The sequence below is a fragment of the Calothrix sp. NIES-2098 genome (genome assembly GCF_963875125.1).
In the GTDB taxonomy this organism is placed as follows: Bacteria; Cyanobacteriota; Cyanobacteriia; order Cyanobacteriales; family Nostocaceae; genus Aulosira.
The window spans coordinates 3830475-3855995 of record NZ_CAWNKJ010000001.1; the positions used below are offsets into that span (position 1 = coordinate 3830475).

General features: G+C 43.0%; 28 protein-coding genes. 12 read left to right on the forward strand and 16 right to left on the reverse strand.

All coding sequences use genetic code 11. The features are described from left to right. The first annotated feature begins 279 nt into the window (after nt 1-279). From AACU33_RS16050 to AACU33_RS16065, 4 genes are all read left to right on the forward strand, one after another. Entirely contained in the window at nt 280-1287 is a 1008-nt protein-coding gene (locus tag AACU33_RS16050; RefSeq protein WP_096589628.1) for a phosphonate dehydrogenase, read from the forward strand. 50 nt (nt 1288-1337) lie between these two features. Then, nucleotides 1338-2531, forward strand: a complete 1194-nt coding sequence (locus AACU33_RS16055) for a class I SAM-dependent methyltransferase (protein WP_096589629.1) — start codon at nt 1338-1340, stop codon at nt 2529-2531. A gap of 373 nt (nt 2532-2904) precedes the next feature. Further along, nucleotides 2905-3864 carry an orange carotenoid-binding protein gene (locus tag AACU33_RS16060; protein ID WP_096589630.1) on the forward strand — a complete coding sequence of 320 codons (960 nt, stop codon included), beginning with the start codon at nt 2905-2907 and terminating at the stop codon, nt 3862-3864. A 320-nt stretch (nt 3865-4184) separates the two neighbouring features. Beyond that, nucleotides 4185-4511 carry a hypothetical protein gene (locus tag AACU33_RS16065; protein WP_096589631.1) on the forward strand — a complete coding sequence of 109 codons (327 nt, stop codon included), beginning with the start codon at nt 4185-4187 and terminating at the stop codon, nt 4509-4511. Nucleotides 4512-4628: 117 nt separating this feature from the next. On the opposite strand, the gene AACU33_RS16070 is transcribed toward AACU33_RS16065, so the two are convergent. Then, the gene (locus AACU33_RS16070) at nt 4629-4790 is read right to left on the reverse strand and encodes a hypothetical protein (RefSeq protein WP_339376065.1); all 162 of its coding nucleotides are present in this window, start codon (nt 4788-4790) and stop codon (nt 4629-4631) included. Between AACU33_RS16070 and AACU33_RS16075 the strand changes: the two genes are divergently transcribed. After that, nucleotides 4763-5095: an addiction module protein gene (locus tag AACU33_RS16075; protein WP_445291760.1), complete on the forward strand. Its 333-nt coding sequence runs from the start codon at nt 4763-4765 to the stop codon at nt 5093-5095. The genes AACU33_RS16070 and AACU33_RS16075 overlap by 28 nt on opposite strands. After that, a complete protein-coding gene (locus AACU33_RS16080; RefSeq protein ID WP_096589632.1) occupies nt 5092-5388 on the forward strand; it encodes a type II toxin-antitoxin system RelE/ParE family toxin in 297 nt (98 codons plus the stop codon). The genes AACU33_RS16075 and AACU33_RS16080 overlap by 4 nt, the downstream gene beginning before the upstream one ends. A 34-nt stretch (nt 5389-5422) precedes the next feature. Here AACU33_RS16080 and AACU33_RS16085 read toward each other — a convergent pair whose 3' ends face one another. From AACU33_RS16085 to AACU33_RS16115, 7 genes are all read right to left on the reverse strand, one after another. Continuing rightward, entirely contained in the window at nt 5423-6334 is a 912-nt protein-coding gene (locus tag AACU33_RS16085; protein ID WP_096589633.1) for a HEAT repeat domain-containing protein, read from the reverse strand. Between the two features lie 34 nt (nt 6335-6368). Continuing rightward, nucleotides 6369-6608: a hypothetical protein gene (locus AACU33_RS16090; protein WP_096589634.1), complete on the reverse strand. Its 240-nt coding sequence runs from the start codon at nt 6606-6608 to the stop codon at nt 6369-6371. Between the two features lie 168 nt (nt 6609-6776). Then, entirely contained in the window at nt 6777-7526 is a 750-nt protein-coding gene (locus tag AACU33_RS16095) for a phycoerythrobilin:ferredoxin oxidoreductase (RefSeq protein ID WP_096589635.1), read from the reverse strand. Between the two features lie 77 nt (nt 7527-7603). Continuing rightward, nucleotides 7604-8335: a 15,16-dihydrobiliverdin:ferredoxin oxidoreductase gene (locus tag AACU33_RS16100; RefSeq protein WP_096589636.1), complete on the reverse strand. Its 732-nt coding sequence runs from the start codon at nt 8333-8335 to the stop codon at nt 7604-7606. A gap of 207 nt (nt 8336-8542) precedes the next feature. Then, entirely contained in the window at nt 8543-8938 is a 396-nt protein-coding gene (locus AACU33_RS16105; RefSeq protein ID WP_096589637.1) for a DUF5615 family PIN-like protein, read from the reverse strand. After that, nucleotides 8935-9321, reverse strand: coding sequence for a DUF433 domain-containing protein (locus AACU33_RS16110; RefSeq protein ID WP_096589638.1), 387 nt, complete (start codon nt 9319-9321; stop codon nt 8935-8937). The genes AACU33_RS16105 and AACU33_RS16110 overlap by 4 nt, the downstream gene beginning before the upstream one ends. 205 nt (nt 9322-9526) lie before the next feature. Beyond that, nucleotides 9527-10114: a phycobiliprotein lyase gene (locus tag AACU33_RS16115; protein WP_096589639.1), complete on the reverse strand. Its 588-nt coding sequence runs from the start codon at nt 10112-10114 to the stop codon at nt 9527-9529. A 90-nt stretch (nt 10115-10204) separates the two neighbouring features. Between AACU33_RS16115 and AACU33_RS16120 the strand changes: the two genes are divergently transcribed. Next, a complete protein-coding gene (locus AACU33_RS16120) occupies nt 10205-11023 on the forward strand; it encodes a pentapeptide repeat-containing protein (protein ID WP_096589640.1) in 819 nt (272 codons plus the stop codon). A gap of 70 nt (nt 11024-11093) precedes the next feature. Here the strand turns inward: AACU33_RS16120 and AACU33_RS16125 are convergent, their stop codons facing one another. Both AACU33_RS16125 and AACU33_RS16130 read right to left on the reverse strand, forming a co-directional pair. After that, nucleotides 11094-11753 (reverse strand): HEAT repeat domain-containing protein, encoded by a 660-nt coding sequence (locus AACU33_RS16125; RefSeq protein WP_096589641.1) that lies wholly within the window; start codon nt 11751-11753, stop codon nt 11094-11096. Nucleotides 11754-11795: 42 nt separating this feature from the next. Continuing rightward, nucleotides 11796-12593: a DUF1838 family protein gene (locus AACU33_RS16130; RefSeq protein ID WP_096589642.1), complete on the reverse strand. Its 798-nt coding sequence runs from the start codon at nt 12591-12593 to the stop codon at nt 11796-11798. A 233-nt stretch (nt 12594-12826) separates the two neighbouring features. Between AACU33_RS16130 and AACU33_RS16135 the strand changes: the two genes are divergently transcribed. Continuing rightward, a complete protein-coding gene (locus AACU33_RS16135; protein WP_096589643.1) occupies nt 12827-13408 on the forward strand; it encodes a phycobilisome protein in 582 nt (193 codons plus the stop codon). A gap of 178 nt (nt 13409-13586) precedes the next feature. Here the strand turns inward: AACU33_RS16135 and AACU33_RS16140 are convergent, their stop codons facing one another. The 5 genes from AACU33_RS16140 to AACU33_RS16160 form a co-directional block, all read right to left on the reverse strand. Further along, nucleotides 13587-14327 carry a phycocyanobilin:ferredoxin oxidoreductase gene (locus tag AACU33_RS16140; protein WP_096589644.1) on the reverse strand — a complete coding sequence of 247 codons (741 nt, stop codon included), beginning with the start codon at nt 14325-14327 and terminating at the stop codon, nt 13587-13589. 88 nt (nt 14328-14415) lie between these two features. Then, nucleotides 14416-15060 carry a Uma2 family endonuclease gene (locus tag AACU33_RS16145; protein WP_096589645.1) on the reverse strand — a complete coding sequence of 215 codons (645 nt, stop codon included), beginning with the start codon at nt 15058-15060 and terminating at the stop codon, nt 14416-14418. A gap of 110 nt (nt 15061-15170) precedes the next feature. After that, nucleotides 15171-17114 carry a response regulator gene (locus AACU33_RS16150; protein WP_096589646.1) on the reverse strand — a complete coding sequence of 648 codons (1944 nt, stop codon included), beginning with the start codon at nt 17112-17114 and terminating at the stop codon, nt 15171-15173. Between the two features lie 8 nt (nt 17115-17122). Continuing rightward, a complete protein-coding gene (locus tag AACU33_RS16155) occupies nt 17123-17497 on the reverse strand; it encodes a response regulator (RefSeq protein ID WP_096589647.1) in 375 nt (124 codons plus the stop codon). Between the two features lie 9 nt (nt 17498-17506). Beyond that, nucleotides 17507-19624 carry an ATP-binding protein gene (locus AACU33_RS16160; protein ID WP_096589648.1) on the reverse strand — a complete coding sequence of 706 codons (2118 nt, stop codon included), beginning with the start codon at nt 19622-19624 and terminating at the stop codon, nt 17507-17509. Nucleotides 19625-20088: 464 nt separating this feature from the next. Here AACU33_RS16160 and AACU33_RS16165 point away from each other — a divergent pair, with 464 nt between their 5' ends. From AACU33_RS16165 to AACU33_RS16180, 4 genes are all read left to right on the forward strand, one after another. Then, nucleotides 20089-21126, forward strand: coding sequence for a hypothetical protein (locus AACU33_RS16165; protein ID WP_096589649.1), 1038 nt, complete (start codon nt 20089-20091; stop codon nt 21124-21126). A 27-nt stretch (nt 21127-21153) separates the two neighbouring features. Beyond that, a complete protein-coding gene (locus AACU33_RS16170; protein ID WP_096589650.1) occupies nt 21154-22335 on the forward strand; it encodes a hypothetical protein in 1182 nt (393 codons plus the stop codon). A gap of 149 nt (nt 22336-22484) precedes the next feature. After that, complete coding sequence (locus tag AACU33_RS16175) at nt 22485-22742, forward strand: DUF6887 family protein (RefSeq protein ID WP_096589651.1); 258 nt, start codon at nt 22485-22487, stop codon at nt 22740-22742. 1456 nt (nt 22743-24198) lie between these two features. Then, complete coding sequence (locus AACU33_RS16180) at nt 24199-24558, forward strand: hypothetical protein (RefSeq protein WP_096589653.1); 360 nt, start codon at nt 24199-24201, stop codon at nt 24556-24558. Nucleotides 24559-24826: 268 nt separating this feature from the next. Here AACU33_RS16180 and AACU33_RS16185 read toward each other — a convergent pair whose 3' ends face one another. After that, the gene (locus AACU33_RS16185) at nt 24827-25294 is read right to left on the reverse strand and encodes an orange carotenoid protein N-terminal domain-containing protein (protein WP_096589654.1); all 468 of its coding nucleotides are present in this window, start codon (nt 25292-25294) and stop codon (nt 24827-24829) included. Between the last annotated feature and the right edge of the window lie 227 nt (nt 25295-25521).

Below are 25521 nucleotides of genomic sequence, written 5' to 3' on the forward strand. Positions count from 1 at the left end.
AAAGACATACTAATCGATGACTGGAATAGTAATTAGTCTTCAACTTTGTCACTGTCAGGCTTACCTAACTAGATCGTGCGGTTAAGTGCAGCACATTGTAAGAATAACTCAACGGCTTGATTGTCAAAAAAACGTCGTCTTAATATTAAATTGGTATTACGCATCATTAACTATAGAGAAGGATCAGCAATTCTGCTGGGAATTCTGGTGATGGTGACACTGGTAGACAGTTTTAGTGGCTATTTACGCAGACGGTTAGCTTGAGGTGAGGATATACCCATGAAGCCAAAAGTTGTGATTACTAACTGGGTGCATCCCGAAGTGATTGAACTCCTCGAACCTAGTTGTGAGGTGATTGCTAACCCTCGTAAAGAGGCTTTATCCCGTGGGGAAATTCTACAACGGGCAAAAGATGCTGAGGCACTCATGGTATTTATGCCTGATACCATAGATGAAGCTTTTCTGTGGGAATGTCCGAAGCTGAAAGTAATTGCAGCTGCCCTCAAGGGCTATGATAATTTTGATGTTGTAGCTTGTACTCATCGCGGTGTCTGGTTTACGATTGTGCCTTCTTTATTGTCTGCACCTACCGCCGAAATCACCATTGGGTTATTAATTGGGTTAGGAAGGCGGATGTTAGAAGGCGATCGCTTCATTCGCACAGGTAAATTTGCCGGGTGGCGACCTCAATTTTACAGCCTAGGGCTAGCAAATCGTACCTTGGGAATTGTTGGTATGGGTGCATTAGGCAAAGCGATCGCTCAACGTCTGGTGGGTTTTGAGATGCAGTTACTTTACAGCGATCCAGTAGCTTTACCTCCAGAACAAGAAGCAGCTTGGAATTTATCACGAGTCGGTTTTGAGACTTTAATTGAAGTGAGTGATTTTGTAGTTTTGGTAGTACCTCTAGAACCAGCAACCTTTCATTTAATCAATGCCAACATCTTAGCCAAAATGAAACCCGGTAGCTTTTTAATTAATCCCTGCCGTGGTTCTGTCGTGGATGAGCAAGCTGTGTGTCAAGCTTTAGAATCTGGACACTTAGCAGGCTACGCTGCCGATGTGTTTGAAATGGAAGACTGGTATCGTAGCGATAACCCTGACAGCATACCCCAGCCATTATTAGAAAACACCAATCAAACCTTCTTCACTCCCCATATTGGATCTGCCGTTGACGAGCTGCGGCGGAACATTGCCCTAGAAGCCGCCCAAAATATTCTGCAAGCCCTGCAAGGTCAAAAGCCACAGGGAGCAGTTAATTGTCCTAGAGATAGGGATTGGGCATAGAATTTAAATAATTATGGCTATTATCAATTACGAATTACTGTTATCCCGCCATGTCAGATTCCCAAGCAATTAGTGCAGCTGTCGCCAAACTATATAATACATATCCCTTCCCCCCAGAACCCTTATTAGATGAACCACCTCCTGGTTATAACTGGCGCTGGAACTGGCTGACGGCGTATAACTTTTGTACTGGACAAAAACCTTCTCATAAAAATGTCCGCATCCTCGATGCTGGATGTGGTACGGGAGTAGGAACAGAATACTTGGTACATCTCAATCCGGATGCGGCGGTTGTAGGCATTGATTTGAGTGCTGGCGCATTAGCTGTAGCTCAAGAACGTTGTCAAAAATCAGGGGCAACAAGGGTAGAATTTCATCATCTGAGTTTGTTTGATGTCGAACAGCTTCCGGGTGAGTTCGATTTAATTAACTGTGTGGGAGTACTACACCATACCCCTGACCCGATTCGAGGGATTCAAGCCTTGGCGAAAAAGCTATCGCCTGGTGGGATTGTGCATATATTTGTCTATGGTGAACTGGGGCGTTGGGAAATTAAACTGATGCAAGAGGCGATCGCGCTTTTGCAAGGCGATAAACGCGGCGATTACACTGATGGCGTAGCAGTTGGGCGACAAATATTTGCTGCATTACCAGAAGATAACCGCCTCCGCCAGCGCGAACAGGAACGCTGGTCTTGGGAAAATCAACGGGATGGCTACTTTGCAGATATGTATGTCCATCCCCAGGAAATTGATTACAACATCAATACAGTGTTTGAGTTAATTGATGCGTCAGGGTTGGAGTTTCTCGGCTTTTCTAATCCTCAGGTTTGGAATTTAGAACGATTGATTGGTAAAGCACCAGAACTAATTGAACGGGCGCACACCTTGAGCGATCGCCAACGCTATCGGTTAATTGAACTCCTAGATCCGCAAGCAATTACCCACTACGAGTTTTTCTTAGGACGCAGCCCCATTAATAGAGAAAATTGGGCAGCAGATGCAAAACTGATGTCTGCAATTCCCGAACCGAGTCCTTGCATTCAAGGATGGCGAGATAGCCAACAATTCTTCAATCAAGACTATCAGATTGTGCGTCTTAATGATGCTGAGTGGCAGTTTCTCCTCGCCTGTGATGGGAATCAGACGACAGAGCAAATTTTGCAGTCAGTGGATGCGAGTTTAGCAGATGTGCGATCGCTCCAAAAACAGCAAATAATTCTTTTAACTTCCACAACAGAGTAGTACCGCAAAATTTCCCTATAATTCAGGGCTTTGTTCAATACTTGTCGGTTAAGAGGAAAAAGGGGAATGGTTCAAGGGAAAGAAAAAACCTTTAATCTTTTCCCCTGATCCTCTGAGATGCCAGTCGCTACAAGTTGGGAAACCACAAGAGCGTGCTGTCTCCTTATGCTGTCTTCAGATCAATCACGCACAAGATATGACAGCTAGGCTTGACGCTGCAATTGCTGTCAAGACAGATACAAAACTTTATTAAGTTTCTTTACTTTTTGTTGCAAATAGTTAATACTACTAATGAGATTTACACAAATAAAGCTGTAAACGTCAGTTAAGCGTTGAGCTTGATCATCCATAAACTCCTAACTAAGGTTCACTTATGCCGTTTACCATCGATTCAGCTCGCGGTATCTTTCCTGAAACACTGACTGCCGATTCAGTCCCAGCAACCATTGCTCGCTTCAACCAACTGAGTGCTGAGGATCAGTTAGCGCTCATCTGGTTTGCTTACCTAGAAATGGGTAAAACGATTACCATTGCTGCTCCTGGCGCTGCAAATATGGTATTTGCAGAAAACACCTTGAATGAACTCAAGCAAATGTCTTTCCAGGAACAAACTCAGGTCATGTGTGACCTAGCAAATCGTGCTGATACGCCCATTTGCCGTACCTATGCAATTTGGTCTGTAAACATCAAACTTGGTTTTTGGTATCGGCTTGGAGAGTGGATGGAGCAGGGTATTGTAGCTCCCATTCCACAAGGTTATCGACTCTCGGCAAATGCAGCCGCAGTTCTGCAAGCAATTAGGGATCTAGACGCAGGACAGCAAATTACCGTGCTGCGTAATTCTGTAGTTGATATGGGGTACGATCTCAGCAAATTGGGCAGTTATACCAAGGTTAGTGAACCTGTGGCTCCGCCGAAAGAAATGGCTAAACGGACTCCTGTCACTATCGAGGGGATAGATAATCCAACCATCCTGAGTTATATGGATAACTTAAATGCCAACGACTTTGATGCGTTAATTGAGTTATTTACTCCCGATGGTGCCCTGCAACCTCCCTTTCAAAAACCAATCGCAGGTAAGGAAGCAGTCTATAGGTTTTTCCGAGAAGATTGTCAGAACCTCAAGTTAATACCACAGCGAGGTGTGTCTGAACCCGTAGAGGATGGTTACACTCAGATCAAAGTTACAGGTACAGTGCAAACCCCCTGGTTTGGAGCTAGTGTGGGTATGAATATGGCTTGGAGATTCTTGCTAACTCCTGAGAATAAAATCTTCTTTGTGGCAATAGACTTACTAGCATCTCCCAAAGAGTTACTAAATTTGGTTCGCTAGTACTAGAAGAAACAGACTTAGGAAATGAGGTGATAAATCCTCGCCGAGGGTAGAGCTCTACACCTCCACAAATTATAAATCTGCGGTCTGACGCAGTACACTATCGAAGATTGTGGGCATGGCTTTGCTCTGCCCATAATCTTCGATATGAAAATGTATTATGGACTTCCAAGTAAAAAATATTCCATTGCTATTGTTGACGGTTGACGGTTAACTGTGAACTATCAACCGTTAACGACTTTAACGGAATAATTTATGTTTTGGAGTTCCCTTATGAAGTTAATTTGCTCTCTTGGAGGAGAGTATTTTGGGATGGGAGCATGAAGGTAAACGAAGTTAGCTGGTCTGATTTAGAACAAGAAGTTGCTCAAGCCGCTTTTCAAAAAGCATACGAGCGAGAAATCAACGCCCTGATTCAGGACGTTCGCGACAACGCCGTTCATATTTCCGAATTGGAAGATATCTGGCGTTTGCATAACTTTCTGAGTGCCAAAAGACACGAGATTGATGGTAAGTATGATTACAACTATTCAGTTCTCGTATTTGTTTTTGCAACTCTAATTAAACAGGGATGGTTGCATCTGGATGAACTCAAGGGGCTGGATCAGGATAAACTTACTAAGATTGGCTCTCTTTCACGGATGTAGCTACCAGTAAGATCAAGTCTGGCATTAGGGCTGATGCAGGGAGGTAGACACGGGGAGTTTTTTGATCAGCAATAATTAAGAGCGATCGCCAGATTTATCTCGTTTGGCGCTGATTTCTTAGATGCTTTCAAAGCAAAATAGAGAAACAGCAAACTCATGGAGTGCCGCCTGTAACTGTATCTCATGGGGTGCGATCGCTAATTTCGCCAAAACTCGCACTACTTCCTGTTCATCATTAAGTAGCGCCTGTAATGGTTCTAAAGCGGCGCGATCGCTCAACAATATTTCTCTTTGATGGACAAAACCTTGTCCGCTATATTGAAAGTGTATCGCCTACTCCTAAATTTAAATTACTCTGCATGGATATCACGGCTACATTAAATGAAATTGCAGCCCTCAGTGTTGAAGAGCGAATTCGTCTTGTGCAAGCAATATGGGATAGTATTGCAGCCGAGCAAGCTTACCCTGAATTGACCCAAGCACAAAAACGGGAGCTTGATGATCGGATTGAGGACTATGAAAAGAATCCAGATAATGTATTGACTTGGGAAGACATCAAAGCATCTGTTAAAAGACAACGATGAATTATGCATTAGTATTTCGTCCAGAAGTTCGCGAAGAAATAGATGAGGCTTATACTTGGTACGAAAGCCAACAGCCAGGGCTGGGTGACGAGTTTTTGGACTGTGTGGACGAAATACTCAATCGAATTTGCCAAATGCTAGAGTCTTACGCAGTTGTATATAGAGACATTCGACGGGCAGTAATCCAACGCTTTCCTTACGCTGTATATTATCGGTTTGTATCGAGTCGGGTCATTGTGATAGCCATTTTTCATGGTCGGCGCGATCCAAAATCTTGGCAGACGCGAACCTAACAACCCCAATACAGCAGATCAGCAAGATATCTTGTTACCAATCATCTTCTTTGGACTGGCGTTCAATTTGCGCGATCGCTAATTTCGCCAAAACTCGCACTACTTCCTGTTCATCATTAAGTAGCGCTTGTAATGGTTCTAAAGCGACGCGATCGCCAATTTTGCCGAGTGAATTAATTGCGGCTTTCCTCACATCTAAATCGGTATCATGAATTGCCAGAATTAAATGCGGTACAGAGGGAGGATAATTAACTTGTCCCAAAGCGGCGGCGGCTTCGGTACGAATCAGCGCTTCTGGATCGGTTAAGGCAGAAACTAGCAGGTTATAGGACTTTTCATCTGACTGCTCTTGCGCCACATGACCAAGCGCCCCAATGACAGCACATCGTACATCCAAAGAGGCGGCGTTCAATGCTTTATATAGATAGTCTGCTGCTTCCGAGCCAATAAACGCCAACGCCCATGCAGCATGACCTTTAATATCTTGTGGATGTTTGTCTGATGCCAGAATTTCTAGTAATGCTGGTACAGACGCTTCTCCTGTTCTAGCTAACGCTCCAGCTGCTGAACTTCTGACTACCGTATCTTCATCATTCAGAAAAGCATGAAGCAAGTTTGGCACAGCGCGAGGGTCAGAGATGATCGTCAGTGTCTTCGCAGCTGCCCTCCGCACAACTACATTGGCATGATTTGCCAATGCTTCTACGAGAAATGGCGTTGCTGGTTCACCAATTTCACCCAAGGTTTCAGCAAACCGCAGTCGCACCAATCCTCGTGTATCTCCTAAACCCTCCACGAGTTGTTTGAGAACTGTTTTATCTGTTGCATCGAAGGTTTCGAGTGTAATCTGTTCGTTTACCCTCTGAACCAAAGCATCATTTTCAGCTTGCACTTGCAGGATGGGATCTTCTGTTGTTGGAGCTTCTGAGTTGAGTGATTGACTCATCACAAATTCCTTATCACCGCTATTGTTCAATCCTCTAATTACCAGATGTCAGACTAGACTGTTGCTGGCGAAGTGACTCCAGAGTTGCGTCTAATTGAGCCAGCTGAGGTTGCAAGCTAGCAAGTGCTTGTGCCTTCATCACTTTAGCCTTTTGCGCCATTGACAAAGTATCGTTAACCAAACGTTCCCGATATTCTTCTAATTCTGCGATCGCTAAATTCAGTTCTTCAGAGCTTGCTAAAGCGCTTGAGGTGAGTTCTGTAGTATCAGTCATCTTGATTGTGTTTCCTAAAAATAGATTTAAAATATCCTTGTTAGATTTTCTCAGATTCAGTTACCAACAAACAAACATTTTTGAAAATGGGCATGGGGTATGGGGCATTGGGCATAGGAAATTTGTTTGCTGATTCTCTTATTAGTTTCTAGCCCTGGAGTTTTTTCTTTATTTGATAGCTGATGTGAGCTTTCTTTCCAAATCAAACAAAAATCCGTGGATATATTCTTCTGTCCATTCAGCACCGTAAAAACGGGTGAACATTCCCCTGGCTGGGTCTTTTTCGGCACGGTAGCGGAGATAACGCAGTTGCGCCTGTTCAATTTCTGCTAAATATTTAGAGTTGGTTACAGGTTGTGCTTGGTCAACAAAATCTAGATAGGCATTTAGATAGTCTTTGAAGGCTGCAAATACATGAGTTTTTACAACTTCAGTTTGCTGCGGGCGTGTCCAGAGAAAGGCGGGAGAGAAAAAGGGTTGGGCTTCTTCGGGAAAGTCGCCCCCCCAAGGTAGATGCTGCTGATGTGTCTGGAAAATTGGCAGAATAGGCTGGGTATATTTTGCTTGATACTCCACATCATCCCGAAATAGGGGTTGCATATCGAGGGCTATTAAGTGCCCTCCTGGTAAGGTAACTAAATCTGCACCAAAGAAGGGTAAATCGTAATTCAGGTGCGGAAAAATTACGAAATTTAATACCTGAAGTGAGCTACCTCCTTGTACGTGGGCGGCTCGAATTTGCCGGAGTTTGGTACTTTGATAAGCATAGCTAGTAGTTAAGACTTCCTCTTGATGTTTGCCTTTGCCTACTGTTGCTTGCTTAGACTCAAACCCAGTGGGGATGGGATAAGGTTGCAAATTCAACTGTTCTTGCAAAAGCGCGATCGCATAATCTAAAAATGGCTGATAGAGAGTCAACGTCGCTTCGCTCCGAATTCAAAATTCAAAATTTCAATATCACCAAAGTTCTGTCGAGGTGAAATATATTTAAATTTCTATTTGGCTGCAACAGCTACTAATGGCACAGCATCTTCAAACAAAAATTCATACAAAAATCGCTCTGACCATTGATGTCCAAAGTAGCTGCTGAACAAACCAGATGCTGGATCGCGATCGGCACTATATTGGTCGTAGTCTTTTTGAGCTTTGACAATCCGTTGAATGTCTGACTGATCAATCAGAGGTTCGGCTTGGGCTAGCATCTGCCAGTACAGATTTAGATAGTCTTTGAAGGCTGCAAATACCCTCGTTGTGACTGTTACTGCATCTGTTTTGGCAAACAACAGATATTTAGAGAAGTACTGATTAGCATCATAAAATTTCATTTCCAAGCCTTGTGCCAAGTCTGGATACTTATCATGCAAGGTCTGCAATGGATGGATATACTTCCTCAAGTAAGCTTCATCTTGAAATAAAGGCTGGAAATCCATAACAATCAGATTCTTCACCTGACCAAAAGACAGAAAATCGATGCCAAGTAAGGGCAAATCATAGTGATGATTGGGATAAATCACACTATTCATAATCTGGGCGCTTGCACCTGCATCGATGTATGTATAGCGGATTTTCCGTAACTGTGGACACTTGTAGCACCAACTCTGAATTGTGGCGGGATTTCTGCCGCGATCGCTCACCTGATACTCTAGTCCTGGGGGAATTGGGCGACTCTCCAATGTAAACCTTTGCAAAAGCGATTGTTCCAGATGCTCGAGGAAGCACTTATACATAAAAGTTAGAGACTAATTTGCCTTAATCCCAGAGAATACGGGATTCACAAATTCGCCGTCTCGAATATATTAAACAAAGTAACGATCCTTAACGTTAGCATTCGGTGATGGGAAAATACTTAGGGAATGCGATCGCATATCGACAATAAGTATCCAGATCTGACTAAAGAGCTAGAAATTGAATGACTGTTCAATTAAGTAAAAGTTTCAAGGAATGAAAAGCCTTCTTGAACCCCTGTAGTCATCAATGTCAAAGATAATCTCAATCAGCCGATCGACACAACGATTGCGATAATCAGGATCGCTTAATACTCGATCGGCATTTCCAATAGTGACAACAGGTAATGAAGTTGATGTATTTTCTTCTCGTATTACTTCCTCTAGAGAATTCTTACCTTTCATACTCCGATTGGCTGTTAGTAGGATCATTTGATTTGCCTGTGCAAACTGCCAAACTGCCCTGTCATCGCTAGTAATAGGTAATGCCACCTCTTCAAAGGTCATAAAGCGAATTGTTAATATATCTAGCCAGCCTTGGCTAGATATGTTACCTAATAAAAGTAGAGCATGTCCTTCCAGGTTATGATCGACTAGAAAAATCATGCATGGGATTCACGTTGAGCTTGATGTTTTGCTTTCTGCGCTTGCAACTTTTCCCAAGCCGCTTCCATACCTGGTTTAGGTGGCTTTGCAGCCAGTCTTTCAATGAGATCGCGATTTCGCTCTTCGTAATACCGTCGAAGTTCTTCAGCTTCTTTAAGTACAATTTGATACTCTGCTTCAACTTGGGGGCGATTTGTCTCAATATAGGCTAGGGCAGCGTCAATCTGTTCATTGGTGAGGTTGAACAAACCACGGATCAACTTAGGAGGGTATTGGGCAGTCAAGTAATCCATCACATCATAGAGAGTAATACGGGTACCTGCAATTGTCAGTCCACGCTCTGTACGGATGATAGATGACTGTCTATTTGACATGGAAGTCATATCCATCAGCCTCCTAATTAAGTTGTTTCTATAATACAGCACTGACCTTTAAACACCCACAAATCTCACCTATAGTTAACTTTAACCTACTAACAAAATCTGGCACGTCCTAAAATTTCTCAAATGTTTAGGTAAATTACTGAGTTGTGTTGAAATTTTAACTTGCTATCAATTTGCTCTCCCTTGTCAATTCTAAATCTAACAATTACACGGATGCTCTGGATAAATTGTGTTGTACCATTTGTGCTAAATTCGCCTCAGTTAAATAGCGTCGTTCGGAACAATAGGTCATTAAATACACACCATTCATCATCCGCACTGTACTGACACGCACTCTAAAATCATCGGTCATGAACCAGCAGCGTTCCTGACCTTGATTGGTTTCATACTCAGTATCGATGGTTAAAATGCCGTCTTGTCCGAACCAATAACGGCTAACTACTGGAATTTTTTCCACATAGCCTTGGTTGCGAAGCAATTTTCCCGATCGCCCAGTCTCATCATCTGGGACATCAACTAATACAGCAGCACGATCCGGATCGGGTTCGCGATCGTCGTCATGTTCTTGCCACATAAAGCTAGCACCGCCTTTAGCACTAGCTGGATCGATACTTTGAGATTCGCAGATTGTTTTTACTCGTGGATCGTCGAGTGTAATTACGCCTACATACAGCTTTGATTCTCCTGACTGATCTGCCACTGCATCAAAGTGATGCACCGTGCGCTGGGTAAACCACACTCCTTCACTCTTCCGAAAAAACTCCATCATGGTCATTGGTGGTACAAAAGGCATAGCTGCTCCTTTAATGAAGTGTGAAGGATGAAAAATGAGTGTAGATAGGTCGCGGTACAATACCCCTAAATAATCTCACGATTTCAACCCATGATCGGCAAGGAGACTTATAAGACACCCCAAGAGGTTTTGGCTGTCCTCAAGGGAGGTTTTGCTCTAACTGAGGAAGATTTATATCAATTCAACCTCAGTGGTTTAGAACTGCAAAGAGCCAATTTTCATCAAGCTACTTTGATTCGCGCCAATCTCAGTAAAGCAGATCTGAGTGCAGCGGATCTGAGTGGTGCTGATTTACGAGCCGCGGATCTGTGCCAAGCGATTTTAAGGGATGCCAATTTAGAGGGAGCTTGTTTGTACCGAGCCGATTTGAGTGGCGCAGACTTACGCGGAGCTATTTTGACCAACACTAAGCTGCTAGGGGCAAGATACGATCGCCAAACTTTGTTTCCTGAAGGCTTTAATTACAAATCCTCTGGGGCGATTGGGCCAAATGCCTATTTGAATGGTGCCCAGCTGAATACAGCTAACTTACGTCATGCTGATTTGCAGGGTGCAAGTATGTTGGGCGCATATTTGGGGGGAGCAGATCTAACTCGTGCTAATCTTCAGGGCGCACGGCTAACTCAGGCTGACTTGCGCAAAGCCTGGCTACCTGGAGTATCTTTACGCAATGCTCGATTAAATGGAGCTAACTTAGCCGGCGCAGATTTAAGAGCAGCAGATTTGACTGGCGTTGAGTTCGAGCAACTAGAAAGCATTGCTGGAGCAGATTTTACCCATGTTCAGGGGTTGAGTGAGGAAATGCGATCGCGTCTTTTAAGCCAACCTGCACAAGAGCTAGATACACCTCATGCTTTAACCCGTCGCACCACACGTGCCAGCCTGGAAAGTATATCTATGAGTCATTAGTCAAGAGTCAAGAGCCAAGGGTTAATAGTTATTAATTATTTCTCCCCACCCTCCCCATCTTCCCTACTCCTCAAGGAATTAAATTCTCCATCGCCGCCCCCACTACTCGATGATCGGCATCCTGTCTCAGTTGTGCTAGGGCTTCCTTGGCTTCAGGATTATTAAAGTGCTTGAGGGCATAAGCAACTCTTACCCGGATATATTCAAACTCAGAATTTTTCAGGTTCAGGAGTTGGGACAAAGCGGCTTCAGACTGACGGGAATTCGCTAACCATCCCAAGGCATCTACAGATGCTTCTTGGACTGCGGCATCCTCACCTTCTAGCCCCAGCATACACACCTCTAGCACTTCTTCCGGGCAATCCATTTCTACTAAGGCTGCCAAAATGCTGCGACGTACTAACCAGTGATCGTCTCGCAAAAATGTCTGCACTAGATGAGAAGCAGAAATTCTGCCAAACAATGACAGCGAATTAGCCGCTTCTGCACGGACATTGGGCGTGTTATCAAACTTGATAATTTGCAATAGGGCAGCAAAGGATTCGGAGGTTTTTTGCTTACCCAACTCCCTAGCAACAAAGGTGCGCACCAGAAATTCTGGGTCTTTGATATGGCGGTTGAGTAAAGGAACAGCGACATCAGCCGAATAATCTTGCAGGGCAGAGATTGCCTTCAGGCGGTATTGAAAATCTGAGTTTTGCAGATCGGTTTCGATTTGACTGAGATCCATAGAATTGACACGCTGAAATTAAGTTACAGTTTCAAACCCTTCTCAAAGCCATTCCGGAATGGGAAAGCGTTCTCCTTTTAAGTAAGCGGCAAAATGCTGCTTAAAGTACAGTGTACTTGTCATATTTGCTTCGTCACTCTGGTCAGGAGTAAATTCATAGATCGGCACTCGTTCGCGAATCAATTGAATCAGGTTGTGATGGAGTTGTTCAAAGGATTCTACGCGAGTCGTTGTTGTCTCAAATCGTAAGCGAGCTGGATGACCATAGCCCAGTTTCATCCAGGGGAGCCAGGGACAATCTCGCGCCCAAGTGGCTGGAGGCAGATTTTGTACCCCTGGTCGAGAAATATGGCTAGTAAAGTATTCTGTTCCATTAAAGGTTTCACCAGGACAATAATCTCGGTATTGGGGATCTGCTGCTAATGGATGAGGATAGGTTAGGGGAATTTCTACAACAGAAGTAACATAATCTTGTCCTTTGGGAATTAGCGTTGTTTTCGGTCGGACAGCCCCCTGGACTATGCGATTGGCAATATGCACGATCGCTACAGCAGGACAAGTAGAATTGGGTTGCCATGTATGCAAGATTTCTTGGGTCTGCGGATCGCAAAATAAGCCTAACTCCCGATTGATCCGATAACCCACCTCGCCAAACTCAGGATCGGGACGAATGAAAACCTTGGTTGCATTCATCCCAATAATCGAGAATAATTTCTGCTGTTGGGAATCGCCTGTTGCTTGCCACCAGACTTCTCCCTCCCAGCGATAGTAAAGCTGCTGACCATGATACTTTCTGTAGAAATCTAGGTTATTAACTGTGTAGTCTTCGGAATTGTTCATAGTTTGCCTGTTGAGTTTCCTAACAACTTACCGCTACAGTGTTACTAATAGTTACTTATCAAATTATTTGTTATAGCCGTGTTGGAAATTTGAAAAGGGGCAGGAGATCTAGTTTCCAAGCAGTTGATTCATACTTTTGAAAATGAACGGCAACGAAAAGGATACAAGCCCCTAACTTCGTTCAGAGGATGATTAATTTTGAATTTTGAATTTTGAATTCGGAGCAAAGCGACGTGACTCAGCCACAATTGAGTGAAAAGGTTCGAGAACTAATTCAAAAATCAAGGATTGTCAGTTTTGCCACTTGGCAAAATACCCATCCAGCAGAGGCTATTCAGTTATTCCAGGCGGCTGATGATGGGGGACGCTATCTTAGCGATGAAGATTTGCAGCAGATTCAGCAGCTTGTACCTGCGAATACAGCACTCATTTCCGTAAGTCAGGCGCTGCGCGATCGCGTTCCTGAAATCGTAGATGAAGCCAGAACTCAAGTATTAGCTAGATTTCCCAATATTACTCAACCTGGTGGTGGACTCTACCCTCCAATGAGGGCAGATGCCTGCTGGCGTGATTTCTGGCACTTCCTACGCTGTATTACTTACGGTATCGCCGGACAGCATACCGACTATACTAGCACCGAAGGATTGCACTATATGCAACTGTTGTATCAAGAATTGCAAGTACCTTTAGATGCAATGGTTGTAGGGCTAGAAGGGATTAAAACTGCTAGTTTAAAGCGAGTGGAACCAGAGCAGCAAGCGATCGTTGCTCCTTATTTCGATCGTTTGATTGAGCAATTAAAGCAATTTCGTTAATTGTCGCGGCGATCGCTTGGCAGCTTCTGCTACTAGGGAATTATACCGTTTCACGTTAATCGCGATTCAAATACTGTGGTAAGTAAGGGCACGGCATTGTGCCCTTACGAAAAATCTATCTTTATCAAGGTTTTCGCGAATTGGTATGACCTTTTGAAAAAAGGTATCGGTGGAATTTTCAAGCTACATAGTCAAAGAGCATAGTTGTCATGTAGCGATCTGCCCACTCCGTACCAAAGGATTTTTCTAGAACGCGCCGGGTTTTATCATTTTGTTGTTGCTTTGTACAGTAATTTCGTTGTCCTGCCAAAACTTTGGAGATGTCAAGATTTGATGTGAGGGGTTGCTGTTGGCTAGCAATCTGACAATGGATGGTTAAAAATTCTCGAACTCGATTGAGAAACTTATCTTCTTCTTGCGAGTCTCCCGGACGGACGAATAGACAAAATTCCGAAAAGATATCGCCCCACTCTGGTAAAGCCCGTGGTTGGGAAAACTCCAGCCGAGACAAGACAGACAATTTTTGATAGTAGCTTGATGGCAAAGTGCGATCGCTACTGATAGGAGATAAATCCGCGATCGCAGCACTAATTCCGCCGCGTCCGCCAACCAAATCTGTACCGAAAATGGGAATGGCATATTCGGGGTTGGGGAACATTACACAGTGGAGAATATCTAAGCCATTGCCAACCTGAGCCAATTCTAAATGCAGTTTGCGAAATTGCGGAGTTTGGTAGCAATGATTTTCAATGATCAGCCGTTCGCCTTCCAAGTGTCCCTCAACATAGCCTAAACCTTCTGGGACAGAGTAAGGGGAGAGATCGAGGTGCTGTTGCCAAATTTCTTCAATGGAATCCGCTAATCTGTGGATTAGGGGGTGCTGACGGTTTCTTAAGGACGCTTGCATAGAATTCAACATACGCTTCTCTTTGAGAATAGAATTAATACTTACCTTGGCGCATAGTTTGTGCAAAATTTGTGCAGCCTGGAAGGGATCGGGGCATGGGCTACTGTTGTTTGGCTGACAAATGCTGTCTTACCCAAGCACGAAAAGCACGAGTAGTTTTATTTTCTCCATTTTTTCTAGCTTCCTGAATAAATCGGGGGATTTCTTGAACTGGCACTAGAGCAAAAGTAGGGCTAGTCTGGACTTCTAGATATTGCCCATCTCTAAGGGTATAAATTCGCAATACGCTACCGTTGTAGCGCCAAAATTCGGGTATACCAAGTGCAGCGTAAAGGCGCAACTTATCGATCGCTGGACGAGAGTATTCCACTTCTAGCACCAAGTCTGGTGGTGGATCGATTGCTAGGTCAATATTTTCTTTATCTCTAACCAATAATTCGTTATCAATGTAGTAGCTACTATCTGGCTCTCCCCCAGTTTCTAAATCATCTCGTGTCAAAGTCAGTGAGCCAGAGCGTTTAAACTCGCGATCGCATTCTTCTAATAACACCACAATAAAACCTTCAATAATGCGATTGGAGTTTTCGTGTGGCATTAGTGGGGTCATAATTTCTACTATTTGATTATTGTAAGCGAGTCGAGATTGACGCTCGCTTCCCATCTCAGCCAGCATAATTTTGAATGTCTGCCAACTGATATTTTTCAGTAAAGTTCTTGTTTCTGCATATAGTGCTGTTGCGACCATAGTGAGCGTGGGGAGTGTGGGGAGAAATGGGACAAGGCGGACAAGGAAGAATAATTTTAGACTATTGACTATGGACAAATGACCAATGACAAATGACAAATGCCCTATAATCAACTCGCCCATGCTTTTACTCTCTGTAACCTTCGGAGAATGCGGTTAGCTAGCTCGACTCCCTTGACTGGTTTACACAGGTAATCATCAGCACCGACGTTAAAAGCTTGATTGGTGCTTTCGGAGTCTGTAAGCACGCTTAAAAATAATACTGGCAATCGCTGCCAATGAGGATCGCTGCGGAGAATTTGGCAGAGTTCAAATCCATTGATTTGGGGCATATTTACATCTAATACTAGAGCATCGGGGGTGACTGCTTGCAATACAGTCCAAAATTGTTGCGGATCGGCAAGGGTTGTGACTTTAAATCCCCAAGGTTTCAGCAGGGTGGGAAGAGTGCGCAACCAATCGCGATCGTCATCAAGAATCATCACTTTGTTGGGAATCTCAGGCCCGCGTAACAAATTAACTACAGCATCGATCGCTTGTTCGGGAGGAGTCGGCCCGGCGAGAAAAAGTTTTCCACCCCGCCGCATCGCCTCTAAGCGATCGCTTAAGTCACCGCGATCGCCCATTACAACAATTGGTAAGTCAGGGTAACGCTGTGCAAATGTCTGCAATGTCTCCCAAAAGTTACTTAATTGCGGGCTAGGCAACTCGGATGCAATTGCAGGCAACCGTAATAAAATCACATCAGGATCTTGACCTAAATCATCAAGGACAGACTCGTTTGTCAGTAAGGCTTGAGCTACATCTGGTTCTGGAACAATCTCCAGGCGAATTCCCCGACTGGCTGCTACGGTGACTAGGGAAGAGTTGAACTCAGTATCCGAACTCACGATTAGCAACAGCGGTGCCTGGGCATTGGGAATTTGGGACATCTGGATCAGTGTGGTACGATCGATGTCTTGCTGGAGCGCTGTCACTAAAGTTTTCATCAACGGCGCGTGTTTCGGTTGCAGTGGTTCTCTACCTCCCAACCAATACTCCAATTGCCGCGCAATGTGCATTGTCTTGGTTAACCCAAAGATCCCTAAAGTACCAGCCAGTTTGTGAGCAACTTGATGCGCCTGTGCTTGTTTTTGGGACGTGAGTTGATTAGTTTGTAAGTCTGTGACAGTTTGTAACAAAATACTCATCTGGTCGAGACTTTTGGGTTTAGTTGTTGTCCAAGTCTCGTTGAGGAAAGCCAGATATTGTTGTTGGGAGTCGGTTGGAGTGAGATGCTGTGGAAAATCGCTTTGAGTTTCTGTGGACTTAGCTATGTTGGCGGAACTCTGAGATTTATTTTCTGGAGATGTTGTCGATAAACCAGTCGATTCTTCCGTACTAGGTGCTTTCAGATAGTAGCCCCGTCCATGCATAGTCGCGATAAAATCGTGGGGCGCACCCGCAGCCACCAACTTATGTCGCACCCGCCGGATATGGGAACGTACTGTTGCTTCTGAAGGAAATTCTTCTGAAGACCATAATCGATCTAGAAGTTCTTCAGTGCTAAACACGTGCTGACAGTCTCGCAGCAGCAGTTCTAGCAGATCGTATTCCATTGTGGTTAGGTTTAGGGGGCGACCATTATAAGTGACTTCACAAGTACTGGGGTTGAGGAGCAAATCTCCCCAACTCAGCAAAGGGAAAGGATTGTTACTTCCTCGCCTCAACAATGCCCGAATCCTGGCGATTAGTTCAATGGGATCGACAGGTTTTACTAAATAGTCATCTGCGCCTGCATCCAATCCCTGCACTTTGGCGGTAATGCTATCTTGGGCAGTGAGTAACATAATCGGGTGGGTGTAGCCCTGTGTCCGGAAACGCTTGCATAAGCTGATACCATCCAACTTCGGCAGCATGATATCCAGTACAATCAGGTCATACTCAAAGCTGGAGCCATAAGTCCACCCCATTTCCCCATCCTTGACGACATCTACAATATAGTGATGGGTTGTGAGATTTTTGGTCAGAACTTTAATTAATATGTCATCATCTTCTACAAGCAAGATTTTCATTGATGCAGCTACCAATGGAGAATTCTCGTAATTTGCTCCGGTAGATCCAGTGAGTTAAAGGGTTTGGTAATTACACCGCTAACTCCCAGGTCGTTAAACTGACGCTTTTCCGCCGTTTGGGCTTTGGCAGTTAAAAGAATTACCGGAATTTGTTCTGTCTCGGAATGAGACTGTAGTTCTTTAAAGGTAGCAATACCATCCATGTCTGGCATCATTACATCCAACAAAATCGCATCAGGTTTTTGGGTTTGGGCAGTCTGGATGCCTTCAAAGCCAGAACTAGCAGTAAATACTTCCCATCCCGCCGCCATTCTGATGCCAAATTGCACAACAGTTTGAATGGTTTCTTCGTCATCAATAATTAAAATCCGCTTTGTATCCATAGCTCCCCCTCATGAGATATTGGCACTGTCAAGGGTAGGTAATGTGAAACTAAAGGTACTCCCACACCCTGGAGTACTCTCAGCCCAAATTCTGCCGTTATGTTGTTCAATAATTTTCCGGCAGATAGTCAGCCCTAAACCAGTACCACCTTTTTTGCGGGAATCTGACGAATCTACCTGTTGAAACCGTTCAAAGATTCGTTCGAGTTGATCGGCAGGAATACCCGGCCCTTCGTCTCGCACCCGAAACACCACTTCTGGGGGAAGGTTGGTGGAGGCTGGCGCTTGTTCCACTGTTAGCCAAACAGTCCCTCCTGGTGATGAAAACTTGATGGCATTACTCAGTAAATTTGTTAAAGCTTGCAAGATATAATCTGCATCTGCCCACACTGAGATATCTTGTGGTTGTTTGACTAGAGTTACTTCTTGCTGCTGTGCCATTGCTTGCATTGCTTCTGCTGCTTGGATCGTTAAATTAGCAGCACTACAGGCTTGGCACTCCAGGATCGCTTTGCCAAACTCAATGCGTTGTAAATCGAGGACGTTGTTGACTAAACGTACTAATCGTTCAGTACTGTCATCAGCAATTCCTAGCATTTGTTGCCCTTCGCTTGAGAGACTGCCCAATCGCCCTGTTGCTAAGATTTTCAAGGCACTGTGCAAGGAAGTTAGGGGAGTCCGCAATTCGTGGCTAACGATCGAAATAAATTCATCTTTCATCCGTTCAATGGCTTTGCGATCGCTAATATCGCTGCTAAGAGCGAAAAATCCCTTGACCATTTTCTCATCATCTAGATGCGGGATGTAAGTAACATCAACCGATCGCCAACTCCCATCCTTTAAAACAATATCATTTTCATAGTTGACGGCTTGCCCAGATAAAGCTGTTTTTACATGAACTTGCATTCTTTGGTAGCAATCTTCTCCCCAAACTTGATGCAGATGGCAACCGTAAATTTCTTGAGGAGATTGTCCCAGCCAATCCTGATATGCTTGATTGTTAAAGCGATATTGTTGGCGATCGTCTACATAAGCGATCAGTACTGGCAGTGCATTGGTAATTAAGCGCAACTGCTCCTCACTCTCTCGCAACGCCGCTTCCGCCTGCTTGCGCACGTTAATTTCTTCTTGCAATTCTGCTGTGCGGGCGGCGACAACATCTTCTAAGCGTTCTAGAAGTTGGGCTTGAGATAAAGCAATACTGATTTGATCGGCTAGTTGTTGCATCAATTCCAACTCAAAATCTACCCAATGACGCACGCTGTCGCATTGGTGGGCGATTAACAAACCCCAAAGCTGATTTTGAGAGTTGGCATTCAGGTTTTGCACAATCGGTACAATTAATTTGGCTTTGATCTGGAATTGATCGACAAATTCCACCAAACAATCTGCCAAGCCAGCCGCCGGATCGTGGACGTTAGCGATCGCTCTTACCCGTCCTTGGGCATATAGTTGTTGATACTCCTGGGGAAAAACTTCTTGGGGAAATTCCAGATCCATGAGTGCGGGATAATCTGGTAACACGGCTTCGCTGATGGTTTTGCCCGTACCATCCGGCAATACGTGATAAATTAACACGCGATCGGCTTTGAGAATCCGTTGTACTTCCGTAACGGTGGTATGTAAAATTTCCTTGAGCTGTAACGACTGACGAATTTTTAACGTCACTTCCGAAAACAGTTCTACCCGTTGTTTTTGCTGTCTTAATTCCGCCTGCATTGATTCCCGGCGCTGACTAATATCTCGTAATTGCAGCAGATGACAGTGAGGAAATACATTTGGTGTTAAGGTATACTCCACCTCCTTTTGAATCTGGGCAGAAGATGAAACTAACAGTTCCCCCATCAATGATTGTGCTGGCGGAAAATTCCCAGATTTCGGTTGACGAGCAAATTCCGCAGTGATGAAAGTTGATATTGCTTGCCCTTTGAGTTGCTTGCGTGGTAGGCCGAGTAAATCACAAGCAGCAGTATTCATATCTACAAAACATAAGCGATCGTCAATGAGGGCGATCGCATCATGGGCGTTCTGAAATAAAGTTTTAATCAGACGCTTGTGAATGCGTCGTTGATGTTTTATTTTTTTCGCGCCAGATTGCTTTAGCTGCTTCGAGGAATTTTTAGACACCTACATCTGTATGCAAAGGGACATTTCCATTTTTTACTGAACTTATCTCAAGTTCAAATTTGATTAAGTTAACTTTGGAAAATTTAACATTTTGTACAAGTCGCTACCCGTAGCGTAGTAGCATCTCTAGTTCTAATCAAGCGGGCTACGAACAGATCTACTACCCCGATTAAGTACATGGGTATAAATCTTGTTTTCCGTATATTCAGACATGAGGTAGCTGTAACGCTTGATATATTAGGATTGAGAAAAAAGTTATATGGAAAGTTTCCGTATAATAATCCGTATAATAAATAGTTAGGCTGCTTGACCCTCAGTGGGGGTAGCGCTTTAGGCGAACTGTTGATTCCAAATATAAACAGGAGCTACTATCAGGATGACTATTTGCTCTGATACAAAGTGTTTGCCACTAGTCGGCTAACTTTTCCTGAAATTGATGAATAAATCTTTCGGGGTATAAAAAAATGCAAAACAGTTTAGAAGGGGCGAGAGAACCGGAAAAACCAGCACCAGGTATAATAGACCGGGCATTACAGCACTACGAGCAGGGAAAAGAGCTTGCAGATACTCATTATAAGAGGAGACTGGAAAAAGCAATAGCAGAATTTGAAGAGCTATTTGCTATTGTTGCCTTTTATCACGACCCAGCCAAGCCTCTTTTCTTTCATAGAGAAAATATACTTCCAGATGCATACAAATATTGTGGTTTAGCACATCTAAAGCTATCGTATGAAAGATTAGTAGATCATCCAGAATCCCATCTAAAAAAATCAATAGAAAACTTTTTATACGCATCTTATTACCGTTCAAAAACTTCTCGTAAAGACAAACAGCCAACTACCAAATGGGAAGAAATACAATCCTCCTGCAATGACTACATAGAAAAATACAAGCAGGGAGAAGCCAGACAGGAATCAAAAGCTTTTTTTTCACTATTGATAAGTGATGGTTTTAATCAATTAATTGAGGTAAATAATACATCTACGGGAAAAATTAAAGATGCAATTATGGGTTTTGAAATTATAGATATTGAAAGTGAACTTGGTAATTTCAGTCAAGCAATCCTAACCTTTTATGCAAGATTGTACGAGTATCGAGGTTATTCATATAAGCAAGTAGAAAATTTTTATGCAGCTAAATTTGATCTAGAGAGAGTATGCAATATATATAGGCTTATACAGCGCAATACCTCAGAAACAGATGATGTTATATCCGCTATTAAAAAGACTATACAAGAGTTAGAACAAAAAATAGATGATTTAAAACAAAAGTCAGAACGAAAGTTAGAGGATGCCAAACGTCGAAATGCACAAATAGAGGTAGCACAGCGCTTTCGCTCAGGATTCTTTAGAGATTTTGTAAAGTTTTTTCTGTATTGGATGGCAGTTCTTTGCAGTTTCCTCAAAACGATTATCTTATTTACAGTTAAAATTCTTCCTATGTTAGCAACATGGATTAAGGAACTTGAATCACAGTCCCAGAGGGCAAATAAAGAAAAATAAAATTCTTAGTGATTATACATAGCTTTTATGGAGATTATTAAAAATATCTTAATTACAGCTTTGGATCTAGCTACTATGATTATCGCTATTGTGTGCACTGTGGCAATGTTACAAACAGCTTTAATGGTATTAAAAAAATCATTAAAGGTGAATGGAGGCAAGGCATCAGTAGGAATTACACGATGTGAAATTACTTTATTAAGTGCTAGCGAACTTAAATTTATTAATAATTCAATTAGTCTCTTAATGCATGAATTTAGAGAGTTTAGCGCTAAGGTTAACTATGATCGTATTCCTGAAACTATTCATGATCGGAAGGCTAAAGAGAAGTTTAGACAAGTCTGCGATCAAATTAGTGAACAGATGAAAAGGCCTAGAATCCCTCTGAATTCAAGTCTCTACGAGAACTTAGGTGAATTAATAGCCTTTTTGAAAAGATCGGCTGACAGTAAAGAGCCTGTTGCTGAAGTATTCCTAGAGTACAAACTGCACCTTCCTGTTAGGGAGCCTCTTTCAAGGAAACTGTGGGAAGGTAAAGTTATAGACAAAGAGGAGTACTGGAAAGAGAAGTACCGTTTTTTTTCACTTAAGGAAGGAACCCACAGTTGGCTGGGAATTGAATTAACTTACAACAAGAAACTTCTTGAAGCACCAATTACATCAAAAAAGTTTAAAGAGTTTCTACAGTGCAAAATTAAAGCGCTTCAACAAGAGATAGAAAAAGCAATCGCAATAGTAGATAATCAGCAAAGAGATCTGCAAGTAGAAATAGAAAGCTACAAGCGGGAAAGTGCCAACATGATCATTAATATCGATGTAGAGGCGAAAGCTATGGCAGAGAATCAAGCAAAAAGCGTAACTTACAATCAGCAAGGTTCAAAGTGGGGGGGTGGCTTTGCAGCTGAAGGAGGCATTCAAAGCGGTGGTCAGCTCTTTGATCTCTCTTCCAAGCAGAATCTTGACGAAGCTGCTAAAGAAATTCAACAACTCTTGGAGCAGCTTTCCACGACCTATCCTACTACAACCAGTACCGATCAAATTATAGTTGCAGCTAAAGCCGTTGAGGAGATTGAGAATAATCCTGCCCTAAAGCAGCGGGTCATTGGTGCGCTTAAAGCTGGTGGTACGGAAGCCCTAAAAGAGTTGATAGATCATCCAGCCGTCAATATCTTATTAGCAACGATTGAAGGCTGGCAGAGTCCCATTTAACGGTAAATAGTACGATCGCTATAGGCTGGGTTGACGAAGGAAACCTAACATTGCTTTTCCTTGCCAGCACTGACCAAAAGTACGCCGGAAACTCAATGTGTATATCTTAGCTGGATATGGTGAAGACCTTGAGTTTGAAATTGTACCCAATGGTGAGGTGTTCTGATGAGTCAAGTAATTTTGATGCCATGAGTGATGCCGAATTAAAACGGTACTTTCTATCAAACCGCCAAGATCAAGCTGCTTTTCAGGCGTATTTGGACAGGTTCAGTCAGCGTCCAAAATCCCTTATTGCCAGCCCAAGCGATCCTGATTTTGACGCAAAGATTCAGGCAGCAATTCGGCAGAAATTAGAAGCATCGCGTAGTAGCCAGCCAGCTAACAACACAGTGGAGCCGACGGAATAGAGTTTTTGCCCTTTGTTTTAGTCTTATCTGCCATCAGTGAAAATAACCAAAATCAGGTATTTTTTCCAAAAAAATTGAATTATTAATTCAGTAATTACCGTAAAATAATTTATCTTGTTAAACAAAGTGCTTGGTTTGTTTAACAAAGTGTTTACCTTGTTAAAGAAAGTGTTTACCTTGTTAAAGAAAGTGTTTACCTTGTTAAAGAAAGTGTTTACCTTGTTAAAGAAAGTGTTTACCTTGTTAAAGAAAGTGTTTACCTTGTTAAAGAAAGTCTTTGGTTTGTTAAACAAAGTGCTTACCTTGTTAAAGAAAGTGCTTGGTTTGTTAAACAAAGTGTTTACCTTGTTAAAGAAAGTCTTTGCCTTGTTTAACAAAGTGCTTAGTTTGTTAAACAACAATCGCACATATTATCTGTTGGCTCAAAATTGCGCGTAAGCATAGCCGTCGTAGACATCGCCCATCAAGCCATCAACAACCTGAGCGTGGACTTGATAGAAAAGTTAATGTTTGCCACTTTCAAAAGCTTAAGTACTTTGTTATACTTCTATTTTAAATTAGAGAACCTTGAAAACTTAATATACTGTTTCCCAAAAAATCACAAAGTAGTTTTTTTGACTTTGTATACGTAAATTTTTCGCGGGGGTCAGGCGATCACCAAAACCCTAATTCTTGCGTTGACCCCCGCGAAAAGCTTGCACAGTAACCTTTTGAGCCTGGTCTACTAGCCTAAAATTCTCAATAATCTGACGCTTATTGACAGGGAAATTAGACCCCCCTCTAAAATAGGTATTTGTAACCCTTTCTGCATAAGGCTTCTCAAAGGGTAGGGTTTTCAAATCATTACCCCTCACGGGGATGGAAACGTAAGTACTCGTAGTGTTGCCACCCCGAACATCAATAGTTTTCAAATCATTACCCCTCACGGGGATGGAAACTGATTTCAAACTTTCAATCAGATTTTCAAAAACATTTAGTTTTCAAATCATTACCCCTCACGGGGATGGAAACTTAAAACAAATCCAGATACAACTCCAACGACTTTAGAAGTTTTCAAATCATTACCCCTCACGGGGATGGAAACCTAAAGATGTTACTTGCTCTTTGAACAGCATAAGCAAGATTAGTTTTCAAAACATTACCCCTCACGGGGATGGAAACTTGAGTCATGTAATCAACAATTTCTGAGGTAGCAGAGGTTTTCAAAACATTACCCCTCACGGGGATGGAAACGACCATCCACAGCTACCGTACTCTGCAAGAATTAGTGCGATCGCGCCACAAGACAAACCTTCAGATCCAGCTTTTTGAGGTTAGATTAGTAGAAAGGTAGCGATAAGGATGAGCAAATTCACTTATCCGAACTACCGCAAAATGTTAGCGATCGCTCCCCAGTAATGCAGCATGAGATGATTTCGCCGCTAGACCTTAAAAGCATTGAGGAGGGTACAGAAGTGTGAGATACCTGCGCTTGACCATTACCGACACACTGAGCTTTTGGGATGACTATCTAAGCGGCTACATTTTCGATCCAGAGAATTCAAAGACGTTCACAAATTGGTATCGCATCCCAGATAAGTGGCTGGAAAATGGTACGCTTGTTCCTGAACGACGCGAGCAACTGCTAGAACACCTCTACGGTTCCAATTGGCGACTTGGTAATGAGGACGGCTCGAAATATGTTGTCCTCAAAATCGACGAACACGAGTTGTCGGATACCGAAACGGCGCAGCGATTATGGGTCGGCACACAAAATACTTGTTATGCTGTCAGCGATGACGACACCATCGAAAGCGTGAATGAGGAAGTAATGTAAATTTTGTGGTTGAGCGATCGCTGCATCATATTTGACCATCATTATTTACCTGTTTCTTTCTTCTCTCGCCCTGAAACACACTCCTACTTTTGTAGGAGTGGGTCGTTTAGACTCTGGCTTCTCTGTTCTAATTAAGAAAAAGATTAGGGAATGAGAACAATTCTCCTCAACTTCTTTGCTGACCATGTACACCCAGTAGAATCAGCTTCAGCATTGAAGTTTGACCATTTCAATCATCTACTATGAGGCTAAAATCGTTCTATCAGACTTACATTACAGAAGGCTTGCCACCATCTGACAATAAAGCGTCCCGAAGGAAAACAAATTGCTGTTCAAATCCAATGGGTTTTAGTACAGATACTAGTCCCTTAACCTCAGATGAGGGTTGATAATCAGACGGAGCCTGGATAATTTCAGATCGCTCCATCCCTTGAGCTAACTGATACCAAAAAGCTAACTTGGTGTTATTGGTCAAGGAGTTGTATTCACGCGCTATGTCTGTATTTGTCCTCTTGAGCAAATCACGCATTAATTGAAGTTGCTCATTTTGTGACAGACTTTTGGCTTTATTAAACAACTCATCAGAGTTGTCAGGAGCAGTGCCATTCGGCTGTTTCATTCCTGATTCGCTACAGATAAAACGGTAGGCGTACCACAAGACAGCAAGTTGATCGTCTACAGATAGACGCTTAAAAGTTTCTGCATGTTTTGCAGCTTGGCTTGTGTAAGCAGTCATAAATTATTCCAAATTCAACAAATATTGCAGTTAGGCAATTTCAACCAATCACCTTAACGTTACTAAACTTAACGAATCTGATTTAGGTGATTAACCCTACTATGGTTAGAGAATATGAATGGCTTGAGTGTTCTACCAACCTCCCCATAGCAAGATGTAATGCCCATATCAGAAGCTATCTGCTAGGCCTCAAGTCGCTGAAACCCTAGCTGTAATTATGCTGAACT

Bases quoted from the DNA above. Each gene is read 5' to 3' on its own strand.
- AACU33_RS16050 (WP_096589628.1), top strand. From the start codon at position 280: ATGAAGCCAAAAGTTGTGATTACTAACTGGGTGCATCCCGAAGTGATT.
- AACU33_RS16055 (WP_096589629.1), top strand. From the start codon at position 1,338: ATGTCAGATTCCCAAGCAATTAGTGCAGCTGTCGCCAAACTATATAAT.
- AACU33_RS16060 (WP_096589630.1), top strand. From the start codon at position 2,905: ATGCCGTTTACCATCGATTCAGCTCGCGGTATCTTTCCTGAAACACTG.
- AACU33_RS16065 (WP_096589631.1), top strand. From the start codon at position 4,185: ATGAAGGTAAACGAAGTTAGCTGGTCTGATTTAGAACAAGAAGTTGCT.
- AACU33_RS16075 (WP_445291760.1), top strand. From the start codon at position 4,763: ATGGTTCTAAAGCGGCGCGATCGCTCAACAATATTTCTCTTTGATGGA.
- AACU33_RS16080 (WP_096589632.1), top strand. From the start codon at position 5,092: ATGAATTATGCATTAGTATTTCGTCCAGAAGTTCGCGAAGAAATAGAT.
- AACU33_RS16085 (WP_096589633.1), bottom strand. From the start codon at position 6,334: ATGAGTCAATCACTCAACTCAGAAGCTCCAACAACAGAAGATCCCATC.
- AACU33_RS16090 (WP_096589634.1), bottom strand. From the start codon at position 6,608: ATGACTGATACTACAGAACTCACCTCAAGCGCTTTAGCAAGCTCTGAA.
- AACU33_RS16100 (WP_096589636.1), bottom strand. From the start codon at position 8,335: ATGTATAAGTGCTTCCTCGAGCATCTGGAACAATCGCTTTTGCAAAGG.
- AACU33_RS16105 (WP_096589637.1), bottom strand. From the start codon at position 8,938: ATGATTTTTCTAGTCGATCATAACCTGGAAGGACATGCTCTACTTTTA.
- AACU33_RS16110 (WP_096589638.1), bottom strand. From the start codon at position 9,321: ATGACTTCCATGTCAAATAGACAGTCATCTATCATCCGTACAGAGCGT.
- AACU33_RS16115 (WP_096589639.1), bottom strand. From the start codon at position 10,114: ATGCCTTTTGTACCACCAATGACCATGATGGAGTTTTTTCGGAAGAGT.
- AACU33_RS16120 (WP_096589640.1), top strand. From the start codon at position 10,205: ATGATCGGCAAGGAGACTTATAAGACACCCCAAGAGGTTTTGGCTGTC.
- AACU33_RS16125 (WP_096589641.1), bottom strand. From the start codon at position 11,753: ATGGATCTCAGTCAAATCGAAACCGATCTGCAAAACTCAGATTTTCAA.
- AACU33_RS16130 (WP_096589642.1), bottom strand. From the start codon at position 12,593: ATGAACAATTCCGAAGACTACACAGTTAATAACCTAGATTTCTACAGA.
- AACU33_RS16140 (WP_096589644.1), bottom strand. From the start codon at position 14,327: ATGTTGAATTCTATGCAAGCGTCCTTAAGAAACCGTCAGCACCCCCTA.
- AACU33_RS16145 (WP_096589645.1), bottom strand. From the start codon at position 15,060: ATGGTCGCAACAGCACTATATGCAGAAACAAGAACTTTACTGAAAAAT.
- AACU33_RS16150 (WP_096589646.1), bottom strand. From the start codon at position 17,114: ATGAAAATCTTGCTTGTAGAAGATGATGACATATTAATTAAAGTTCTG.
- AACU33_RS16155 (WP_096589647.1), bottom strand. From the start codon at position 17,497: ATGGATACAAAGCGGATTTTAATTATTGATGACGAAGAAACCATTCAA.
- AACU33_RS16165 (WP_096589649.1), top strand. From the start codon at position 20,089: ATGCAAAACAGTTTAGAAGGGGCGAGAGAACCGGAAAAACCAGCACCA.
- AACU33_RS16170 (WP_096589650.1), top strand. From the start codon at position 21,154: ATGGAGATTATTAAAAATATCTTAATTACAGCTTTGGATCTAGCTACT.
- AACU33_RS16175 (WP_096589651.1), top strand. From the start codon at position 22,485: ATGGTGAGGTGTTCTGATGAGTCAAGTAATTTTGATGCCATGAGTGAT.
- AACU33_RS16185 (WP_096589654.1), bottom strand. From the start codon at position 25,294: ATGACTGCTTACACAAGCCAAGCTGCAAAACATGCAGAAACTTTTAAG.